The 17146-nt window shown below is 63.0% G+C and carries 15 protein-coding genes; 8 read left to right on the top strand and 7 right to left on the bottom strand.

Features of this window, described 5'->3' with window-relative positions; translation table 11 throughout:
• Positions 1-33: 33 nt before the first annotated feature.
• On the bottom strand, positions 34-846 hold the full coding sequence (gene tcdA, locus AC1MEK_RS07130; RefSeq protein WP_480395558.1) for a tRNA cyclic N6-threonylcarbamoyladenosine(37) synthase TcdA: 813 nt from the start codon (positions 844-846) through the stop codon (positions 34-36).
• Between the two features lie 254 nt (positions 847-1100).
• On the opposite strand from tcdA, the gene dapE reads away from it, so the two are divergent.
• The 6 genes from dapE (at position 1101) to AC1MEK_RS07100 (ending at position 7494) form a co-directional block, all read left to right on the top strand.
• A complete protein-coding gene (gene dapE, locus AC1MEK_RS07125; protein ID WP_480395557.1) occupies positions 1101-2243 on the top strand; it encodes a succinyl-diaminopimelate desuccinylase in 1143 nt (380 codons plus the stop codon).
• A complete protein-coding gene (locus tag AC1MEK_RS07120; RefSeq protein WP_480395556.1) occupies positions 2243-3052 on the top strand; it encodes a putative RNA methyltransferase in 810 nt (269 codons plus the stop codon). Before dapE ends, AC1MEK_RS07120 begins: the two co-directional genes overlap by 1 nt.
• Positions 3053-3093: 41 nt before the next feature.
• Positions 3094-3471, top strand: coding sequence for a hypothetical protein (locus AC1MEK_RS07115; protein ID WP_480395555.1), 378 nt, complete (start codon positions 3094-3096; stop codon positions 3469-3471).
• 225 nt (positions 3472-3696) lie between these two features.
• Positions 3697-6189 carry a glycerol-3-phosphate 1-O-acyltransferase PlsB gene (gene plsB / locus AC1MEK_RS07110; RefSeq protein WP_480395554.1) on the top strand — a complete coding sequence of 831 codons (2493 nt, stop codon included), beginning with the start codon at positions 3697-3699 and terminating at the stop codon, positions 6187-6189.
• A gap of 174 nt (positions 6190-6363) precedes the next feature.
• Positions 6364-6765 carry a YbaY family lipoprotein gene (locus AC1MEK_RS07105; protein ID WP_480395553.1) on the top strand — a complete coding sequence of 134 codons (402 nt, stop codon included), beginning with the start codon at positions 6364-6366 and terminating at the stop codon, positions 6763-6765.
• A gap of 39 nt (positions 6766-6804) precedes the next feature.
• The gene (locus AC1MEK_RS07100) at positions 6805-7494 is read left to right on the top strand and encodes a DUF4197 domain-containing protein (protein ID WP_480395552.1); all 690 of its coding nucleotides are present in this window, start codon (positions 6805-6807) and stop codon (positions 7492-7494) included.
• Positions 7495-7661: 167 nt separating this feature from the next.
• Here the strand turns inward: AC1MEK_RS07100 and AC1MEK_RS07095 are convergent, their stop codons facing one another.
• Both AC1MEK_RS07095 and AC1MEK_RS07090 read right to left on the bottom strand, forming a co-directional pair.
• Positions 7662-10736, bottom strand: coding sequence for an efflux RND transporter permease subunit (locus tag AC1MEK_RS07095; protein ID WP_480395551.1), 3075 nt, complete (start codon positions 10734-10736; stop codon positions 7662-7664).
• A gap of 6 nt (positions 10737-10742) precedes the next feature.
• On the bottom strand, positions 10743-11855 hold the full coding sequence (locus tag AC1MEK_RS07090; protein ID WP_480395550.1) for an efflux RND transporter periplasmic adaptor subunit: 1113 nt from the start codon (positions 11853-11855) through the stop codon (positions 10743-10745).
• 107 nt (positions 11856-11962) lie between these two features.
• Between AC1MEK_RS07090 and AC1MEK_RS07085 the strand changes: the two genes are divergently transcribed.
• Positions 11963-12592 carry a TetR/AcrR family transcriptional regulator gene (locus AC1MEK_RS07085; protein ID WP_480395549.1) on the top strand — a complete coding sequence of 210 codons (630 nt, stop codon included), beginning with the start codon at positions 11963-11965 and terminating at the stop codon, positions 12590-12592.
• A gap of 133 nt (positions 12593-12725) precedes the next feature.
• On the opposite strand, the gene AC1MEK_RS07080 is transcribed toward AC1MEK_RS07085, so the two are convergent.
• On the bottom strand, positions 12726-13511 hold the full coding sequence (locus AC1MEK_RS07080; protein WP_480395548.1) for a class I SAM-dependent methyltransferase: 786 nt from the start codon (positions 13509-13511) through the stop codon (positions 12726-12728).
• A gap of 98 nt (positions 13512-13609) precedes the next feature.
• On the opposite strand from AC1MEK_RS07080, the gene AC1MEK_RS07075 reads away from it, so the two are divergent.
• Positions 13610-14242 (top strand): energy transducer TonB, encoded by a 633-nt coding sequence (locus AC1MEK_RS07075; RefSeq protein WP_480395547.1) that lies wholly within the window; start codon positions 13610-13612, stop codon positions 14240-14242.
• 90 nt (positions 14243-14332) lie between these two features.
• Here AC1MEK_RS07075 and AC1MEK_RS07070 read toward each other — a convergent pair whose 3' ends face one another.
• From AC1MEK_RS07070 to tsaB, 3 genes are all read right to left on the bottom strand, one after another.
• Positions 14333-15205: a DUF72 domain-containing protein gene (locus AC1MEK_RS07070; RefSeq protein ID WP_480395546.1), complete on the bottom strand. Its 873-nt coding sequence runs from the start codon at positions 15203-15205 to the stop codon at positions 14333-14335.
• A complete protein-coding gene (locus AC1MEK_RS07065) occupies positions 15202-15492 on the bottom strand; it encodes a hypothetical protein (protein ID WP_480395545.1) in 291 nt (96 codons plus the stop codon). The genes AC1MEK_RS07070 and AC1MEK_RS07065 overlap by 4 nt, the downstream gene beginning before the upstream one ends.
• 903 nt (positions 15493-16395) lie before the next feature.
• Complete coding sequence (gene tsaB / locus AC1MEK_RS07060) at positions 16396-17073, bottom strand: tRNA (adenosine(37)-N6)-threonylcarbamoyltransferase complex dimerization subunit type 1 TsaB (protein ID WP_480395544.1); 678 nt, start codon at positions 17071-17073, stop codon at positions 16396-16398.
• Between the last annotated feature and the right edge of the window lie 73 nt (positions 17074-17146).

The raw sequence follows: 17146 nt of genomic DNA, 5'->3' as shown, positions 1-17146 counted from the left end.
CGCCGGCAAGCCGGACTGCTACGAGTGCGTAACTCACTGCTGAGGTTTGACCCGCTCCGACGGCCGGCGCGCCCCCGCGACGATCTTCTCCACCGCCTTGCTCGCGGCCACCATGCCGAAGGTCGCCGTGACCATCATCACCGCGCCGAAACCGCCGGCACAGTCGAGCTTTACACCATCGCCGACAAAACTCTTCTGCAGGCAGATGCCGCCGTCCGGTTTCGGGTAGCGCAGCTGCTCGGTGGAAAACACGCAGGGCACGCTGTAGGTGCGGTTGGGCGTGCGGGAAAAGTTGTAGTCGCGGCGCAGGGTTGAGCGCACCTTCGAGGCCAGCGGGTCGTTGTAGGTGCGGTTCAGGTCGGTGATCTGAATCTGCGTCGGGTCGATCTGCCCGCCCGCCCCGCCGGTGGTGATGATCTGGATCTTGCGCCGCTTGCACCAGGCGATCAGCGCCGCCTTGGCGTTGACGCTGTCAATGCAGTCGATCACGCAGTCGATCTCGGCCGTGATGTATTCGGCCATGGTCTCGCGGGTGACGAAATCCGCCACCGCATGCACCACGCACTCCGGGTTGATCTCTCGAATGCGCTCGGCCATCACGTCGACCTTGGCCTTGCCCACGGTGCTGGTCAGGGTGTGCAACTGGCGGTTGCTGTTGCTGACGCAGACGTCGTCCAGATCGAACAGCGAGATTTCGCCGACGCCACTGCGGGCCATGGCCTCCGCCGCCCAGGAGCCCACGCCGCCGATGCCGATCACCGCCACATGGGCCGCGCGCAACCGCTCCAGGCCCTCGATGCCATAGAGGCGGGCGATGCCTGCGAAACGTGGATCTGCTGTGCTCATGACCAATCCCCAAAAAAACCGGCGCGCATTATAGGCCCTGTTCAACAAATGCACACCGTAGCAACACGGCCTGCCGGCGGGGCGGCGCATCTGTGACGGATAAGCCGCCTGACCCACCGCTCCCGCCGGCAAGCCGCACTGCTACGGGATAGTGCATTCGCGGCCTTCGCGCCGTCGTTTTGCTTTAAGATAACCGCCGTTTCACAGGAGCGTGCTCCTATGGCGTTTTCACACTGACTTCTCGCGGACTCTTCATGACAGACCTCTCGCCCACTCTGCAACTCGCCTGCGACCTGATCCGTCGCCCATCGGTCACGCCGCTCGACGCCGATTGCCAGGCGGTGATGATGAAACGCCTGGGCGACGCCGGTTTCACCCTTGAGCCGATGCGCATCGAAGACGTGGACAACTTCTGGGCCACCCACGGCAGCGACGAAGGCCCGGTGCTGTGCTTCGCCGGCCACACCGATGTGGTCCCGACAGGTCCCGTGCAGGCCTGGCAGAACGATCCGTTCGACGCGCTGATCGATGACAACGGCATGCTCTGCGGCCGTGGTGCGGCCGACATGAAAGGCAGCCTGGCGTCGATGATCGTCGCCACCGAGCGCTTTGTCGCCGACTACCCGAACCACAAGGGCAAGGTCGCCTACCTGATCACCAGCGACGAAGAAGGCCCGGCGCACCACGGCACCAAGGCGGTGGTCGAACGCCTGGCCGCGCGCAAGGAGCGTCTGGACTGGTGCATCGTCGGCGAGCCGTCGAGCACCACGCTGGTCGGTGACGTGGTCAAGAACGGCCGTCGCGGCTCGCTGGGCGCTACCCTGACCGTCAAGGGCGTGCAGGGCCACGTGGCCTATCCGCACCTGGCGAAGAACCCGATCCACCTGGCCGCGCCTGCGCTGGCGGAACTGGCCGCCGAGCACTGGGACGAAGGCAACGCGTTCTTCCCGCCGACCAGCTTCCAGATTTCCAACATTCATTCCGGCACCGGCGCGACCAACGTGATCCCGGGCGACCTGACCGCGGTGTTCAACTTCCGTTTCTCCACCGAATCCACGGTCGAAGGCCTGCAGAAGCGCGTCGCCGACATCCTCGACAAACACAGTCTGGACTGGCACGTGGAGTGGGCGCTGTCGGGCCTGCCGTTCCTCACCGAGCCGGGCGCGCTGCTCGATGCGGTGTCGGCCAGCATCAGGAACGTCACCGGCCGTGAAACCAAGGCATCCACCAGCGGTGGCACCTCCGACGGTCGCTTCATCGCCACCCTGGGTACGCAAGTGGTGGAACTGGGCCCGGTCAACGCGACGATTCACCAGGTCAACGAACGCATCCTGGCCAGCGATCTCGACGTGCTGACCGAGATCTACTACCAGACCCTGGTCAAGTTGCTCGCCTGATGCTGACGTGCCCGATCTGCTCATCTGCGCTCGATAACGCAGACAATGGCGTGGTCTGCTCGGCAGGCCACCGCTTCGACCGCGCCCGTCAGGGTTACCTGAACCTGCTGCCGGTGCAGCACAAGAACAGCCGCGACCCTGGCGACAATCAGGCGATGGTCGAGGCGCGCCGCGACTTTCTCAACGCCGGGCATTACGCCCCGGTGGCCAGGCGCCTGGCCGAGCTTGCCGCCGAACGCGCCCCGGCGCACTGGCTGGACATCGGCTGCGGCGAGGGTTACTACACCGCGCAGATCGCCGACGCCCTGCCCCAGGCCGACGGCTATGCGCTGGACATCTCCCGCGAGGCGGTCAAGCGCGCCTGCAAACGCAATCCAAGGCTGAACTGGATGGTCGCCAGCATGGCGCGGGTGCCGCTGCCGGCGGCGAGCATCCAGTTCATCGCCAGCGTGTTCAGCCCGCTGGACTGGAATGAGGCCAAGCGCCTGCTGTCGCCGGGCGGTGGCCTGATGCGCGTAGGACCGACCAACGACCACCTGATGGAATTGCGTCAACGCCTGTACGACGAAGTCCGCGACTACAGCGATGACAAGCATCTGGCCCTGGTGCCCGAAGGCATGAGCCTGGCCCACAGCGAAACCCTGAGCTTCAAGCTGACGCTGATCGACGGCCAGGATCGCGCCAATCTGCTGGCCATGACGCCCCACGGCTGGCGCGCCAGTGCCGAGCGCAGGGCTCGCGTGATCGAGCAGGCCGAGCCGTTCGAGACCACGGTGTCGATGCGCTACGATTATTTCGTCCTGCAGTAAGCGGCCTTTATCCACTTTTCCTGAATTATCACGAGGCCTCCATGCGCCAACCCGACATCGAGATTTACCTGAAAGACGCTGACGTCGATCACAAGGCCATCACCACCTGGCTGACCGCCGACATCGGCCCGTGCACCGAGTGGGTCCAGAAGGGCCAGACCTGGAAATGCAAGGCCGGCGACATCCCGGTGACCTGGATTCCCAAGGCCGTGGGCAAGTGGAACAGCCTGTGCCTGGACAGCGACAAGACCCCGTGGGACGACGACATCGCCTGCGCCCGCGCGGCCTTCGTGGCCATGAACGTCGAAGTGCGTTGCGCGCCGGGCACGTGGGTCGAAGAAGAAAGCGAGGAAGACGCCGACCGCTGGATTCGCATCAGCGCCGATGGTGAAGAAGAGATCACCTGGCGTACTTCCTAGAACGTACGCCCCGTAGCAGCACGGCTTGCCGGCGGGGCATTCTGTAGGAGCGAATTCATTCGCGAAAAACCGTATGACCGATACAAATGCGTCGCACATACGGTCATTCGCGAATAAATTCGCTCCTACAGGGGATTTCCTCCGTTCTCGCGCAACTTTGCCCATCCCCGCCATATCCGGCACACTGACCGCTTCGTGGGCATCGCCCCCTAGCGCAGAATTCGTATGACCCGTTCCCCGTTTCGCCGTCTCGTGTTCGGCACCCTGCGTCGTCTGTTGTACCTGTGGGTACGTTCGGAGACGATCAATCAATCGTCCTTCACCCTCAATCTGGACCGCAGTCGCCCGGTGTTCTATGCGTTGCAGAACCCGTCGCTGGCTGACCTGGCGGTGCTGGACCGCGAATGCCGCAAGGCCGGGCTGCCGCGTCCGGTGTTGCCGGTGGCCGTGGGCGATCTGTCGGAGCCTGCCGCGTTCTTCTACCTGACGCCTGAGCCCGACTGGCTGGGCCGCCAGGACAAGCGCGGCGCGCCGCCGGTGCTGGAGCGTCTGGTCGGCGCTGTCAGCCAGAATGCCAGCGAGGATGCGCAGATCATCCCGGTCAGCGTGTTCTGGGGTCAGTCGCCGGACAAGGAAGACAGCCCCTGGAAACTGCTGTTCGCCGACAGCTGGGCCGTCACCGGGCGCCTGCGCAAACTGGTCACCATCCTGATTCTGGGCCGCAAGACTCGCGTGCAGTTCTCCGCGCCTATTCACCTGCGCGAACTGGTCGACGAAAACAAGGGCTACGAGCGCACCGTGCGCATGGCCCAGCGCCTGCTGCGGGTGCACTTCCGCAATTTGAAAGCCGCCGTGATCGGCCCGGACATCTCCCACCGACGCAATCTGGTGAAAGGCCTGGTGGCCGATCCGCTGGTCAAGCAAGCCATTCTCGAGGAAGCCGCGCGGGAGAAGATCCCGGAAGCCAAGGCACGGGAAAAAGCCCTGCATTACGGCAACGAAATCGCCTCGGACTACACCTACACCGCCATCCGCTTTCTGGAAGTGGTGCTCAGCTGGTTCTGGAACAAGATCTACGACGGCATCAAGGTCAGCCATCTGGAAGGCGTACAGAACGTCGCCCAGGGCAACGAAATCATCTACGTGCCGTGCCATCGCAGCCATATCGACTACCTGCTGCTGTCCTACCTGCTGTTCCGCAACGGCCTGACCCCGCCGCACATCGCCGCCGGGATCAACCTCAACATGCCGGTGATCGGCGGCCTGCTGCGTCGTGGCGGGGCGTTTTTCATGCGCCGCACCTTCAAGGGCAACCCGCTGTACACCGCGGTGTTTAACGAATACCTGCACACCCTGTTTACCAAGGGTTTCCCGGTGGAGTATTTCGTCGAAGGCGGCCGCTCGCGCACCGGGCGCATGTTGCAGCCCAAGACCGGCATGCTGGCCATCACTCTGCGCAGCTACCTGCGCAACTCGCGCACGCCGATCGTGTTCGTGCCCGTATATATCGGCTACGAGCGCGTGCTCGAAGGCCGCACCTATCTGGGTGAACTGCGTGGCGCGGCGAAGAAAAAGGAATCGATCTTCGACATCTTCAAGGTCATCGGCGCGCTCAAGCAGCGCTTCGGCCAGGTCGCAGTCAACTTCGGCGAACCGATCAAGCTCGCCGATTTCCTCGACCACGAGCAGCCCGACTGGCGCAGCCAGGAACTGGGCCCGGTGTTCAAACCGGCCTGGCTCAATGAAACCACTCACCGCTTGGGTGAGCGTGTGGCCCGTCACCTGAACGAAGCAGCGGCGGTCAACCCGGTCAATCTGGTGGCGCTGGCGCTGCTGTCGACCAACAAGCACGCGCTGGACGATCAGGCCCTGGCCCGCGTTCTGGACCTGTACCTGACCCTGCTGCGCAGCGTGCCCTACTCGCCTCACACCACGCTGCCGGAAGGCGACGGCCTGGCGCTGATCGAGCACGTCAAGGGCATGGATCTGCTGTCCGAACAGAAGGACGCGCTGGGCCGGATTCTGTATCTGCAAGAACAGAACGCCGTGCTCATGACCTACTACCGCAACAATGTGCTGCACATCTTCGCCTTGCCGTCGCTGCTGGCGAGTTTCTTCCAGAGTTCGTCGCGCATGAGCCGTGAACAGGTGCTTCGCTATGCCCGGGCGCTGTATCCGTACTTGCAGTCGGAGCTGTTTATCCGCTGGTCGCTGGATGAACTCGACGGGGCCATCGATCAGTGGCTGGCCGCGTTCGTCGAACAGGGTTTGCTACGCTTCGAGAACGACGTGTATCTGCGCCCGGCGCCAAGCTCGCGGCATTTCGTGCTGCTGACGTTGCTGTCCCGCGCCATCGCTCAGACGCTGCAGCGCTTCTACATGGCCATTTCGCTGCTGCTCAACAGCGGCCAGAACAGCCTGAGCGCCGAAGAACTGGAAGACCTGTGCACGATCATGGCCCAGCGCCTGTCGATCCTGCATGGCCTCAACGCCCCGGAATTCTTCGACAAGAGCCTGTTCCGCCACTTCATCCAGACGCTGCTGGAACAGGATGTGTTGAGCAAGGACGAGAACGGCAAGCTGGGTTATCACGAGTTGCTGGGCGAACTGGCCGAAGGCGCGGCCAAGCGTGTGTTACCTGCCGAAATACGTCTGTCGATTCGTCAGGTGGCACTGCATCGCGAGGATGAGGTCGTAGAACCGGGCCCGATTGGCTGACCCCGATCCCTCGTAGCAGCACGGCTTGCCGGCGGGGCGGTGTATCTGTGACGAAGATACCGCCTGACACACCGCTCCCGCCGGCAAGCCGTGCTGCTACGGGATTGTGTCGTTCAGAAAGTCGGCGCCGTTTCCAACCAGCCGCATACGAGATGCCTCAAGGAGATCGCTCTCATGAAACAGCTTTTTCTCGCCCTGACCGCCGCACTGCTCGCCGCCTGCGCAGGCCATTCCCCAGACAACCTGCCCGGCAAGGTCGATGGCGAAGTGTTCTACCTGCAACGCATGGCCCTGCCGCCGACCGCGACCCTGACCGTGGCGCTGCAGGACGTTTCCCTGGCCGATGCACCGGCCACCACCCTGGCCAGCCAGAGCGGGCCGATCAAGGGCCAGGTGCCGCTGCCCTTTCACCTCACCTACGATCAGAAGCAGGTCAAACCCGGCCACACCTATGCCGTCAGTGCGCGCATCGAAGAGGCCGGCCAACTGTTGATGATCAGTACCGAGCGCTACACTGTGGACCTTACGCTGGAAGAAAAACCGCCGGTCAAGATCCGCGTGAACCCGGCCCGTTAGTTACCTGGCGTTTCCAAACATTCATAAGGACGTTACCTCATGCTGCTTCGCTCACTGTCGTTCACTGGCCTGTGCGCCGGCCTGTTGCTGTCGGCCAGCGCCTTCGCGCTGTCTCTGGGTGATCTCTCGCAATCGGATGCCACGGGCGGCCTGAAAGACGCGCTGACCCAGGGCGCGCAGATCGCCGTCAAGCAACTGGGCGTGCCCGGCGGCTTCAGTAACAACAAGGACGTGCGCATCGAGTTGCCGGGCAACCTGGGCAAAGTGGCGAGCAAGATGAAGAAATTCGGCATGGGCGCCCAGGTCGATCAACTGGAAACCAGCATGAACCAGGCCGCCGAAGCCGCCGTGCCGCAGGCCCAGGCGATCCTGGTGGATGCCGTGAAGAAGATGAGCGTGACCGACGCCAAGGGCATCCTCACCGGCGGCAAGGATTCGGCCACCGAATACCTGAACAAATCCAGCCGCGAACAGATCCGCGCCAAGTTCCTGCCGATCGTCAAACAGGCCACCGACAAGGTCGGCCTGGCCCAGCAGTACAACTCCTTCGCAGGCCAGGCCGCCACCCTGGGCGTGCTGGACGCCAAGAGCGCCAACATCGAAGGCTACGTGACCGAGAAGGCCCTGGACGGCCTGTTCGAAATGATCGCCAAACAGGAAGAAAGCATCCGTTCCAACCCGGCCGGTGCGGCGACCAGCCTGGCGAAGAAGGTGTTTGGGGCGTTGTAATTCGCCAGGCGCCGGTACATCGGCGCCTTCAAGATCGCTCCCGCGGGCAAGCCCGGCTGCTACGGGGGAGCGGTGTTCACAAAATCGTACGCAGACCTCAGATTCCGTAGCAGCACGGCTTGCCGGCGGGGCGGTTTCGAAATCACCACCAACCGCAAGCCAAACCGTTACGCCCCCTCCCCCTTCTTGACCCGAAACCACGCCGCATACAACGCCGGCAAGAACAACAAGGTCAGGGCCGTCGCCACAATCAGCCCGCCCATGATCGCCACGGCCATCGGCCCGAAGAACACGCTGCGTGACAGCGGAATCATCGCCAGTACCGCCGCCAGCGCGGTCAGCACGATCGGCCGGAAACGGCGTACGGTGGCTTCGATGATGGCTTGCCAGCGGTCCAGGCCGGCGGCGATGTCCTGCTCGATCTGATCCACCAGGATCACCGAGTTGCGCATGATCATCCCGGACAGCGCGATGGTGCCGAGCATGGCCACGAAGCCGAACGGTTGGCGGAAAATCAGCAGGAACAGGGTCACCCCGATCAGCCCCAGCGGCGCTGTCAGAAACACCATGAAGGTGCGTGAGAAACTGCGCAGCTGGATCATCAACAACGTCAGCACCACCACGATGAACAGCGGCACACCGGCGTTCACCGAGTTCTGCCCACGGGTCGAATCCTCCACCGTACCGCCTACTTCCAGCAGATAGCCGTCGGGCAGTTGCGCGCGCACGTCATCGAGGGTCGGCCAGATCTGGCTGACCAGCGTGGCCGGTTGCTCCTTGCCATAGATGTCGGCGCGGATGGTCACGTTCGGCAAGCGGTTACGGTGCCAGATGATGCCTTCCTCGAAACCGTATTCCAGCGTTGCGACCTGAGACAGCGCCACGCTGCTGCCATTGGCCGTGGGTACCGACAGGCTCGACAGCGCGCCCAGCTCGTGGCGTTCCTGCTCGGTGCCGCGCAGCAGGATTTCGATCAGTTCGTCGTCCTCACGGTACTGGCTGACGCTGGAACCAGTGAGCTGGCTCTGCAGGAAGCGCGAAAGATCCGCCGTGGTCACACCCAGTGCCCGGGCGCGGTCCTGATCGACGTTGAGGTAGACGACCTTGCTCGGCTCTTCCCAATCCAGGTGCACGTTGACCACATGGGGGTTTTCCCGAACCTTGGCGGCGACCTTGCGCGCCAGTGCACGGACGTCCTCGATGTGCTCGCCGGTCACCCGGAACTGCACCGGATACCCCACGGGCGGCCCGTTTTCCAGGCGCGTGACGCGAGGGCGCAGCATCGGGAATTGCTCGTCCAGCGTCTGGATCAACCAGGTGCGCAGCGACTCGCGGTCCTCGATGGTCTTGGCCAGCACCACGAACTGGGCGAAGCTCGCCGCAGGCAATTGCTGATCCAGCGGCAGATAGAAACGCGGCGAGCCGGTGCCGACATAGGCCACGTAGTTCTCGACGCCCGCGTGCTGCTTGATCATCGCCTCCAGGCGCTTGACCTGCTCGGCGGTGTTGCTCAGCGACGCGCCTTCGGCCAGCTTCAGGTCCACCATCAACTCCAGACGCCCCGACGCCGGGAAGAACTGCTGCGGCACGAAACGGAAGCTGAAGATCGACAGCACGAACAGTGCGATGGTCAGCACGATGACCGTCTTGCGCCGTCGCACGCACCAGCCCACCAGGGCCCGGACGCGCTTGTAGAAGGCGGTGCCATAAGGGGCCGGCGCGCCCGGTCCCGTCCCGTGTTTGGCCGCATGCAGCTTGGCCAGATCCGGCAGCAGGCGCTCGCCCAGATACGGCACGAACACCACGGCTGCGACCCACGAGGCCAGCAGCGCGATGGTCACCACCTGAAAGATCGAGCGGGTGTATTCGCCGGTGCTGGATTGCGCAGTGGCGATGGGCAGAAAGCCCGCTGCGGTGATCAGGGTGCCGGTGAGCATCGGGAAGGCCGTGCTGGTCCAGGCGAAGCTCGCGGCCTTGAGCCGGTCGTAACCCTGCTCCATCTTGATCGCCATCATCTCCACGGCAATGATCGCATCGTCCACCAGCAAGCCCAGCGCCAACACCAGCGCGCCAAGGGAAATCTTGTGCAGGCCGATCCCCAGGTAATACATGGTGGCGAAGGTCATCGCCAGCACCACCGGAATCGCCAGCGCGACTACCATCCCGGTGCGCACACCGAGCGAGAAGAAGCTCACCAGCAGCACGATGCCCAGCGCCTCGGCCAGCACCTGAACGAACTCGCCCACGCTGGTTTTCACCGCGGCCGGTTGGTCCGACACCTTGCGCAACTGCATGCCGGCCGGCAGGTTGTTCTGCAACCGGGCGAACTCGCCTTCCAGCGCCTTGCCGAGGACCAGGATATCGCCGCCGTCTTTCATCGCCACGGCCAGGCCGATGGCGTCTTCGCCCATGAAGCGCATCTGCGGCGCGGGCGGATCGTTGAAGCCACGGCGCACATCGGCCAGATCGCTGATACGGAAAGTGCGATCACCGACACGGATCGGGAAATCGCGAATCTGCTGGACCGTCTGGAAACGTCCGGTCACCCGCAGTTGAATCCGCTCGCTGGGCGTTTCGAAGAAGCTTGCGGCCACCACGGCGTTCTGTGCTTCCAGCGCCTGCTGCACAGCAGACAAGGGCAGGCCGAGGGTCGCCAGCTTGACGTTTGACAGTTCGATCCAGATCTTCTCGTCCTGCAGGCCGATCAGTTCGACCTTGCCCACATCCTTGACCCGCTGCAGCTGGATCTGGATGCGGTCGGCGTAATCCTTGAGCACGGCGTAGTCGAAACCGTCGCCGGTCAGCGCGTAGATATTGCCGAACGTAGTGCCGAATTCGTCGTTGAAAAACGGCCCTTGCACGCCAGTGGGCAGGGTTTGCCGAATGTCGCCGATCTTCTTGCGGATCTGGTACCACAGCTCCGGCAGTTTGGCCGAGACCAGCGAGTCGCGGGCCATGAACGTCACCTGGGATTCACCAGGGCGCGAGAACGAGACGATGCGCTCGTAGTCGCCGGTTTCCATCAGCTTCTTTTCAATGCGGTCGGTGACCTGGCGCGCCACTTCTTCGGCACTGGCACCGGGCCAGAGCGTGCGGATGACCATGGCCTTGAAGGTGAACGGCGGGTCTTCGCTTTGTCCCAGTTTGGTGTAGGACAACGCACCGACCACCGCCAGTAGAATCATCAGGTACAGGACCATCTGCCGATTGCGCAGGGCCCATTCGGAAAGATTGAAACGCATCCGTGCTTACTCCCCGTCTGCTGACTTGGCTGCCAGGGTGACCGCGCGATTGCTGCGGTCCACGGGACGCACCTGCTCACCCTCGTGCAGCACATGGACGCCGGCCGCCACCACCCAGTCGCTGGCATTCAGGCCGCTGAGCACCGGCACCGACTCCTGGCCATAGGCACCGACCTGCACCGGGGTGCGCTTGAGCGTGTTGTCGCTCTGCAGCCGCCAGACGTAGGTGGCGCCGTTCTCGGCGGTCACGGCAGAAAGCGGCACCGACAACGGCACAGTGTGTTCGGATTGAATGAACACCCGGGCGCTCTGCCCCAGCTCGGCAGGCACCTTGTTGCCGGAAAACGCGATGCGCGCGGCAAAGGTGCGCGAACGCGGGTCGGCCGCCGGGGACAGCTCACGGATGCGCCCGGCGAAGCGCTGATCGCGCTGGGTCCAGAGCTCCACCGAGACCGGGTCGCCGATCTTGAAGCGGCCGTAATTCTGCTCCGGCAGGCTGATGGAGACTTCGCGCTCGCCATCGGCGGCCAGGGTAAAGACCGTCTGCCCGGCGGCGACCACCTGGCCCACTTCCACCAGACGCTTGGCCACCACGCCGTCCTGCGAGGCACGAAGCACCGCGTAGCGGGTCTGATTGTCGGCAACGTTGAGTTCGGCCTTGAGCTGCTTGAGGCGGGCATCGCCGGCGCGGTAGAGGTTCTCAGCGTTGTCGTACTGGGACTTGCTGACCATCTGCCGGTCCATCAGCGTCTTGTAACGGTCGCGCTCGGAGCGGACTGTCTGCAGATTGGCCTCGGCGGCGGCCACTTGTGCGCGGGTGGCGTCCAGTTGCAGGCGCACGTCCTGGGCGTCGAGCTCGGCCAGCGGCTGGTCGGCCTTGACCCGCTCGCCCTCCTCGACCAGGCGCTTGCTGACCTTGCCGGGAATGCGGAATGCCAGATCCGGCTCGAAACGGGCGCGCACTTCACCCGGATAGCTGTCCATGGATTGGGAGGATGGCAGCGGTTGCACTACCATGGCCGGACGTATCGTGGCGGGCGTCGAGACTTCCTGGCCACACCCCGTCAGCAGCGACACCAGACTGATGGGCACAGCAAGGAACAAGGCATCGCGAAACATGATGTGGCACCTTGGCAAGAGGGAGCTTTGAATAATTGTACTGGCGAGTATATTAAAAATTACCGAACTGAAGAGTCCACTAATAAAACGCTATGCCTGACGACCGAATGAACGACGCTTCCACCACCGGCCCTGGCCGCCCGAAGGACCCGGCCAAGCGCCAGGCGATCCTTGAGGCCGCCAAGAATCTGTTCGTGCGCAATGGCTACGCGAGTACCAGCATGGACGCTGTCGCCGCTGAAGCCGGGGTTTCCAAGCTGACGGTGTACAGCCATTTCACCGACAAGGAGACGCTGTTTTCCGCGGCGGTGCTGGCCCGCTGCGAGGAGCAGGTGCCCGAGCTGTTCGTGGATGTCTCACCCCAGGAACCCGTGGAAAAAGTGTTGCTGGGTATTGCCAGAGGCTTTCAGATCCTGATCAACAGCCCCGAATCCATCGAGCTGCATCGCCTGATGATCGCCCTCGGCACGCAGGATTCAAAGTTGTCCCAGTCGTTTTTCGAGGCGGGGCCGCAGCACATCCTGCAGGAGATGGAGCGCTTTCTGACGCGGGTCAACGACACCCAAGGGCTGCACTTCGACTCGCCCTTACGGGCAGCGGGGCATTTTCTGAGCCTGATCAAGGGCGTGTGCAATTTCCGCCTGTTGATCGGCAACGCCGCCGCGCCCGATGAGCAGGCAGGTGAGCAGCATGTGCAGGAAGTGGTGGGGTTGTTTTTGAAGGCGTACAAAGCCTGAAGCCAACACAAATTAGCCGGCTGGCGCGGTACCTCTGTAGGAGCGAATTCATTCGCGATTGGCCGGTACATCCGACACATCTCTATCGCCTGAACGATTTTTCGCGAATGAATTCGCTCCTACAGGCCGGGTTTCACTGCGGTTTCAAGGCCTTCTTGGGATAGATGTCATACCGGCTCGATTTGCCATCCAGCGCATACCCCGGCTTGGCGCCTTCGATGCACGGCGCCTTGCGCGGGCGCTTGACCACCACCCGGTGGGTCGCCAGGGCCAGGGCCGCTGCCAGCAACGCCGGGGCGTCCAGATCATCGCCCACCAGCGGGCGGAACAGGCGCATTTCCTTTTTCACCAGCGCGGTTTTCTCGCGGTGCGGGAACATCGGGTCTAGGTAGATCACCTGCGGCGGCTCGCCCTGCCAGTTGTTCATCAATTCAATGGAGTTACCGGTGAGCAAACGCATCTGACTGATGATCGGGCCGACCTCAAGATCCTGCGCCCCTCGGGCCAGGCCGTCTTCGAGCAATGCAGCGATGATCGGCTGGCGCTCGCTCAGACTCATCTCGCAACCCAGGCTCGCCAGCACGAACGCGTCCTTGCCCAGCCCCGCCGTAGCGTCGTGCACCCGCGGGCGCACGCCGGGTTGAATGCCCACGGCCTTGGCGATCATCTGCCCGCTGCCACCGCCGAACAGGCGCCGGTGAGCGGCCTTGCCTTCGACGAAATCCACCCGCACCGGCCCCGGCGCGTCATCGCCCAATTGCTGCAATTGCAGGCCATCGTCGCCCAATTGCAGGGCAAAATCGGCCTCGACCTCGCCCAGCGGCAGGCCCAGACGCTCGGCCCACTGCGCGGCGGTTTGCTGTGCGTCGGCGCTCAGTGCCTGCACTCGAATGCGGCTGCCCGCGTGTTGCTCAGTCATTGCGTTAACACACTCAAATTTTCTTAATGATTGGCAACATCTGCCGATAACGAAAGTATCCGGCATTCTGCCAGACCCACGGCATGTACTGAGCGCTTATGTCAGACATTCAGCAAACATCCTCGATAGGCTATTTGACGTACGCAGGCGACTACAGCGTACGCAATACCGAAACCCTGAGCGGCGTCACGCAGCTCTGGCAGGATGCGTTTGCCCGTGCGATGGCCCAGCAGGTCGATGACAACGCCGCTTCGACGCCTGAATACAGCGCCGTCGCCGCCACAACGGACAGCACGACCGGCGAGCCGATTGCCGGCGCGCAGACCTTGAGCAAGATCGTCGAGCAACGTGAGTGCCCGGTCCAGGACACCGAAATCGCCCCGCCCGAGCCGCTGTTCCTGCCCATTGCCGAATTCGAATGGAACCTGGCCGACAAGCCCGCCGTGCCGTTCAGCACTGCCGAGCTGATCGAGCAACAGCGTAAACTGGAAATCGACGAGAACTGGGTCCGCCCGAACGTGCTCAACCCGTACGACGACAGCGTCGAGCCCGGCCCGGGTCCGCAGCCGCGTCCATTGTTCCTGCCAATCGCCGAGTTCGAATGGGACCTGGCCGACAAACCCGCCACGCCGTACAGCGCCGAAGAAATGAACGAACAGCAGCGCAGCCTGAACTTCGACAATGGCTGGGCAAGGCCGATCGTGTTGCAGAATCTGCGTATCGCTGCCTGATCACACGCGCCGCCCCGTAGCAGCACGGCTTGCCGGCGGGAGCGCCCTCAAGATCGAACCCGCTGGCAAGCCAGGCTGCTACGGGGCGGATTACAACAAACCGAGTTGTTCTATCTGCGGCCCACGATCGAGCTCGGGCAACGCCGGCAATCCGGGCAGCAGTGTGGTCAATTGCTGGTGAAAACGTCTGGCCAGCTCCGGCGCTCGGATATTGTCCGGCGTGTGCAGGAACACATAGGGCGTGCGCCCCTCCTCGATCCAGCCGGCAACCTTCTGCGTCCATTGCTCGACGAACCCGTCATTGGCCTCAAGCTCGGGGCGGCCGATGAAACGCACCTGCGGAAAAGGCGTCAGCGCGGCGGGACGCACCGGGACTTTCGGTTTTTTCGACTGCGCGTGCAGCACCGCCGGATCGCTTGAGATACAACTGAACAGCGGCCGCGAATCCAGACAGATGCGTTCCACGCCACGATCGAGCAGCAGGCGGTTGAGCATCCGCTCTTCCTCGCCCTTGTCGAAGAACGCCATGTGGCGCACTTCCACGGCCAACTGGCGGCCTTCCAGGGCATCGATGAACGTCGCCAGTTCGCCAAGGCGGTTGGGCGTGAAGCTGGCGGGCAATTGCAGCCACAAAGGCTGCAGACGCTCACCCAGCGGAGCCATCAGTTTGAGGAAGTCTTCGGCGGCCGTCAGGTGCTCGCGCAGATCACCGGCATGGCTGATGTCGCCGGGAAACTTGGCGGTAAAACGAAAATGCGCAGGCAATACCTGCGCCCAGCGCTGCACGGTGGTGTCTTTGGGGCGGGCGTAGAACGTGGTGTTGCCTTCTACGGCGTTGAAGACCTGGGCGTACAGCTCGAGGAAATCGGTGCTGCGTGCGTCGGACGGGTACAGCGAGTCGCGCCAGGCGTTTTCACTCCAGGACGGGCAACCGATGTAGTAAGGCGGGTTGGCGACGTTCAAACGTGAAGATCGAGTCCGGAGACCTCAAGGTCCCAATCGACGAAGGTCGAGGTGGTCAGGTAGCTGCTCAGGGCGTGCGCCACACGGGAGCTCATGGCCCGGGGAAAGATGATGTCTTGCTGGCGAGCCGGCACGTTGGCGGTGCTGCCGGTCTGGCGACGAGACTGCTGCGGCACGACTTCGACGTCGTCGATCACTTCTTCGGAAGCGTTGTCGATCGTCGCAGAGCCTTTGCGGGGCTTGCGCTTGATCGGGTACGAACGATTTGAAGGACCGGTGATCCGCATTGATGCTTACTCGGCGTCTATATAGTGGCAATTTAATCTCACGAAGCGCCTTAAGCAAACTCGCGAACGATAACTAGACCACAGTTATGACAAAACGTTTGAGCCCACCGGGCAGAAAATGAAGGATTGTCGCCGAACGGTAGTAAAAGCTGTGACTTAGGTCGCAGATTGGGCATGTGGTTGGGTCTGGAGTTTTTTGTCCTGGCTAACGCCAGGCCTGTTTCGGCTTCGCCGAGTTACTTGGAAAAGACCCCCAAGTAACCAAGGGGTCTTGCTCCTGGTTTGGGTCCGACTGCGTCGGACTTCCTTCATTCCGGTCTCGCTCCGTGGGCCCGGCGCGAATGGGCCATCCATGGCCCCGCGCCTCGCGCGGCATCCTGCCGCTTGGCCCACTCCGCGAGACCTCCATTCAGCCTGCACCCAAGTCGCGTTTGGCGTCGTCTGGGAGATTTGTGCACGAAGATCAAAAGCCAGATCAAAAGCGACCGGCTAACGCCGTCCCCGTAGCAGCCGAGCTTGCTCGCGGGTCGCCCTCAAGATCGCCCCGCCGGCAAGCCGTGCTGCTACGGGGCGGTATATACCCGCTCTTGATTTTGATCTTTATGCGCGATAGTCCAGACGACGCCAAACGCGACTTGGGTGCAGGCTGAACGGAGGCGATGTGGAGTGGGTCGAGCGACAGGATGTCGCGAGAGGCGCGTGGGCCATGGATGGCCCTTTCGCGCCGGGCCCACGGAACATCGCCGGAGTGAGGGAACCTCGACGAAGTCGAGGCCCAACCAGGAGCAAGACCCTTTGGTTACTTGGGGGTCTTTTCCAAGTAACTCGACGAAGTCGAAACAGGTCTGACGTTAGGAAGAGCGCTCTTGATTGTGATTCGACGAAGTCGAAACAGCTCTGGCGTCAGCGAGGCACCTTCGGCGTCGCCACCTTGTCCCGCAAATAAACCGGCTGCGCCTGATCCGCCACAATGGCCTCGCCACGCTGCCAGGCGAAGGTCGCCAAGCTCAACAGATCCTGCGCGTGAGGGAGCATACCGGCGTCCTGACCAGCCAACGCAACAGAAATGCGCTGCGCATAACCCCACCCCGTCCCCGCACCGAACCACTCCCCCGAAGCATCAACCGGCAAGACAGCATGCTCAGGCGGCATCACTGCCTCCTCGCCCACCAGACGCATCTCACCGCCAGTTTCGCGGTAGCAGCCCCAATACACCTCATCCATCCGCGCATCGATGGCGGCTGCCACTTGCGTCGCGCCATGCTCACGCAATGCGCGCTGGGCCAGCACCGCCAGATTGGACACCGGCAACACCGGACGATCGAGGCCGAACGCCAACCCCTGCACCACGCCGATGGCAATACGTACGCCGGTGAACGCACCTGGGCCACGACCGAACGCGATGGCGTCCAGCGCCGAAAGCCCGATGCCGGAATCTGCCAGCAGCTCCTTGATCATCGGCAGAAGCTTCTGCGCGTGCAGCCGCGGGATCACCTCGTAGTGCGTGGTGATCTTTCCGTCGTGCAGCAGGGCAACAGAGCAGGCTTCAGTGGCGGTGTCCAGGGCCAGCAAGGTGGTCATCGAGGGTTCCATGGGGCAAAGGGGTTACAGAAAAAAGTGCCGCAGTATAAACGACAACGGCCCGCAAGCGGGC

Source organism: Pseudomonas sp. 2, assembly GCF_056627435.1.
The sequence above is the reverse complement of the archived record's forward strand: the minus strand, read 5'-3'. Positions and strand labels throughout refer to the sequence as shown.

What these genes read in the sequence shown, in the direction of transcription:
- tcdA (WP_480395558.1), bottom strand. Translation starts at nt 846, where the DNA reads ATGAGCACAGCAGATCCACGTTTCGCAGGCATCGCCCGCCTCTATGGC.
- dapE (WP_480395557.1), top strand. Translation starts at nt 1,101, where the DNA reads ATGACAGACCTCTCGCCCACTCTGCAACTCGCCTGCGACCTGATCCGT.
- AC1MEK_RS07120 (WP_480395556.1), top strand. Translation starts at nt 2,243, where the DNA reads ATGCTGACGTGCCCGATCTGCTCATCTGCGCTCGATAACGCAGACAAT.
- AC1MEK_RS07115 (WP_480395555.1), top strand. Translation starts at nt 3,094, where the DNA reads ATGCGCCAACCCGACATCGAGATTTACCTGAAAGACGCTGACGTCGAT.
- plsB (WP_480395554.1), top strand. Translation starts at nt 3,697, where the DNA reads ATGACCCGTTCCCCGTTTCGCCGTCTCGTGTTCGGCACCCTGCGTCGT.
- AC1MEK_RS07105 (WP_480395553.1), top strand. Translation starts at nt 6,364, where the DNA reads ATGAAACAGCTTTTTCTCGCCCTGACCGCCGCACTGCTCGCCGCCTGC.
- AC1MEK_RS07100 (WP_480395552.1), top strand. Translation starts at nt 6,805, where the DNA reads ATGCTGCTTCGCTCACTGTCGTTCACTGGCCTGTGCGCCGGCCTGTTG.
- AC1MEK_RS07095 (WP_480395551.1), bottom strand. Translation starts at nt 10,736, where the DNA reads ATGCGTTTCAATCTTTCCGAATGGGCCCTGCGCAATCGGCAGATGGTC.
- AC1MEK_RS07090 (WP_480395550.1), bottom strand. Translation starts at nt 11,855, where the DNA reads ATGTTTCGCGATGCCTTGTTCCTTGCTGTGCCCATCAGTCTGGTGTCG.
- AC1MEK_RS07085 (WP_480395549.1), top strand. Translation starts at nt 11,963, where the DNA reads ATGAACGACGCTTCCACCACCGGCCCTGGCCGCCCGAAGGACCCGGCC.
- AC1MEK_RS07080 (WP_480395548.1), bottom strand. Translation starts at nt 13,511, where the DNA reads ATGACTGAGCAACACGCGGGCAGCCGCATTCGAGTGCAGGCACTGAGC.
- AC1MEK_RS07075 (WP_480395547.1), top strand. Translation starts at nt 13,610, where the DNA reads ATGTCAGACATTCAGCAAACATCCTCGATAGGCTATTTGACGTACGCA.
- AC1MEK_RS07065 (WP_480395545.1), bottom strand. Translation starts at nt 15,492, where the DNA reads ATGCGGATCACCGGTCCTTCAAATCGTTCGTACCCGATCAAGCGCAAG.
- tsaB (WP_480395544.1), bottom strand. Translation starts at nt 17,073, where the DNA reads ATGACCACCTTGCTGGCCCTGGACACCGCCACTGAAGCCTGCTCTGTT.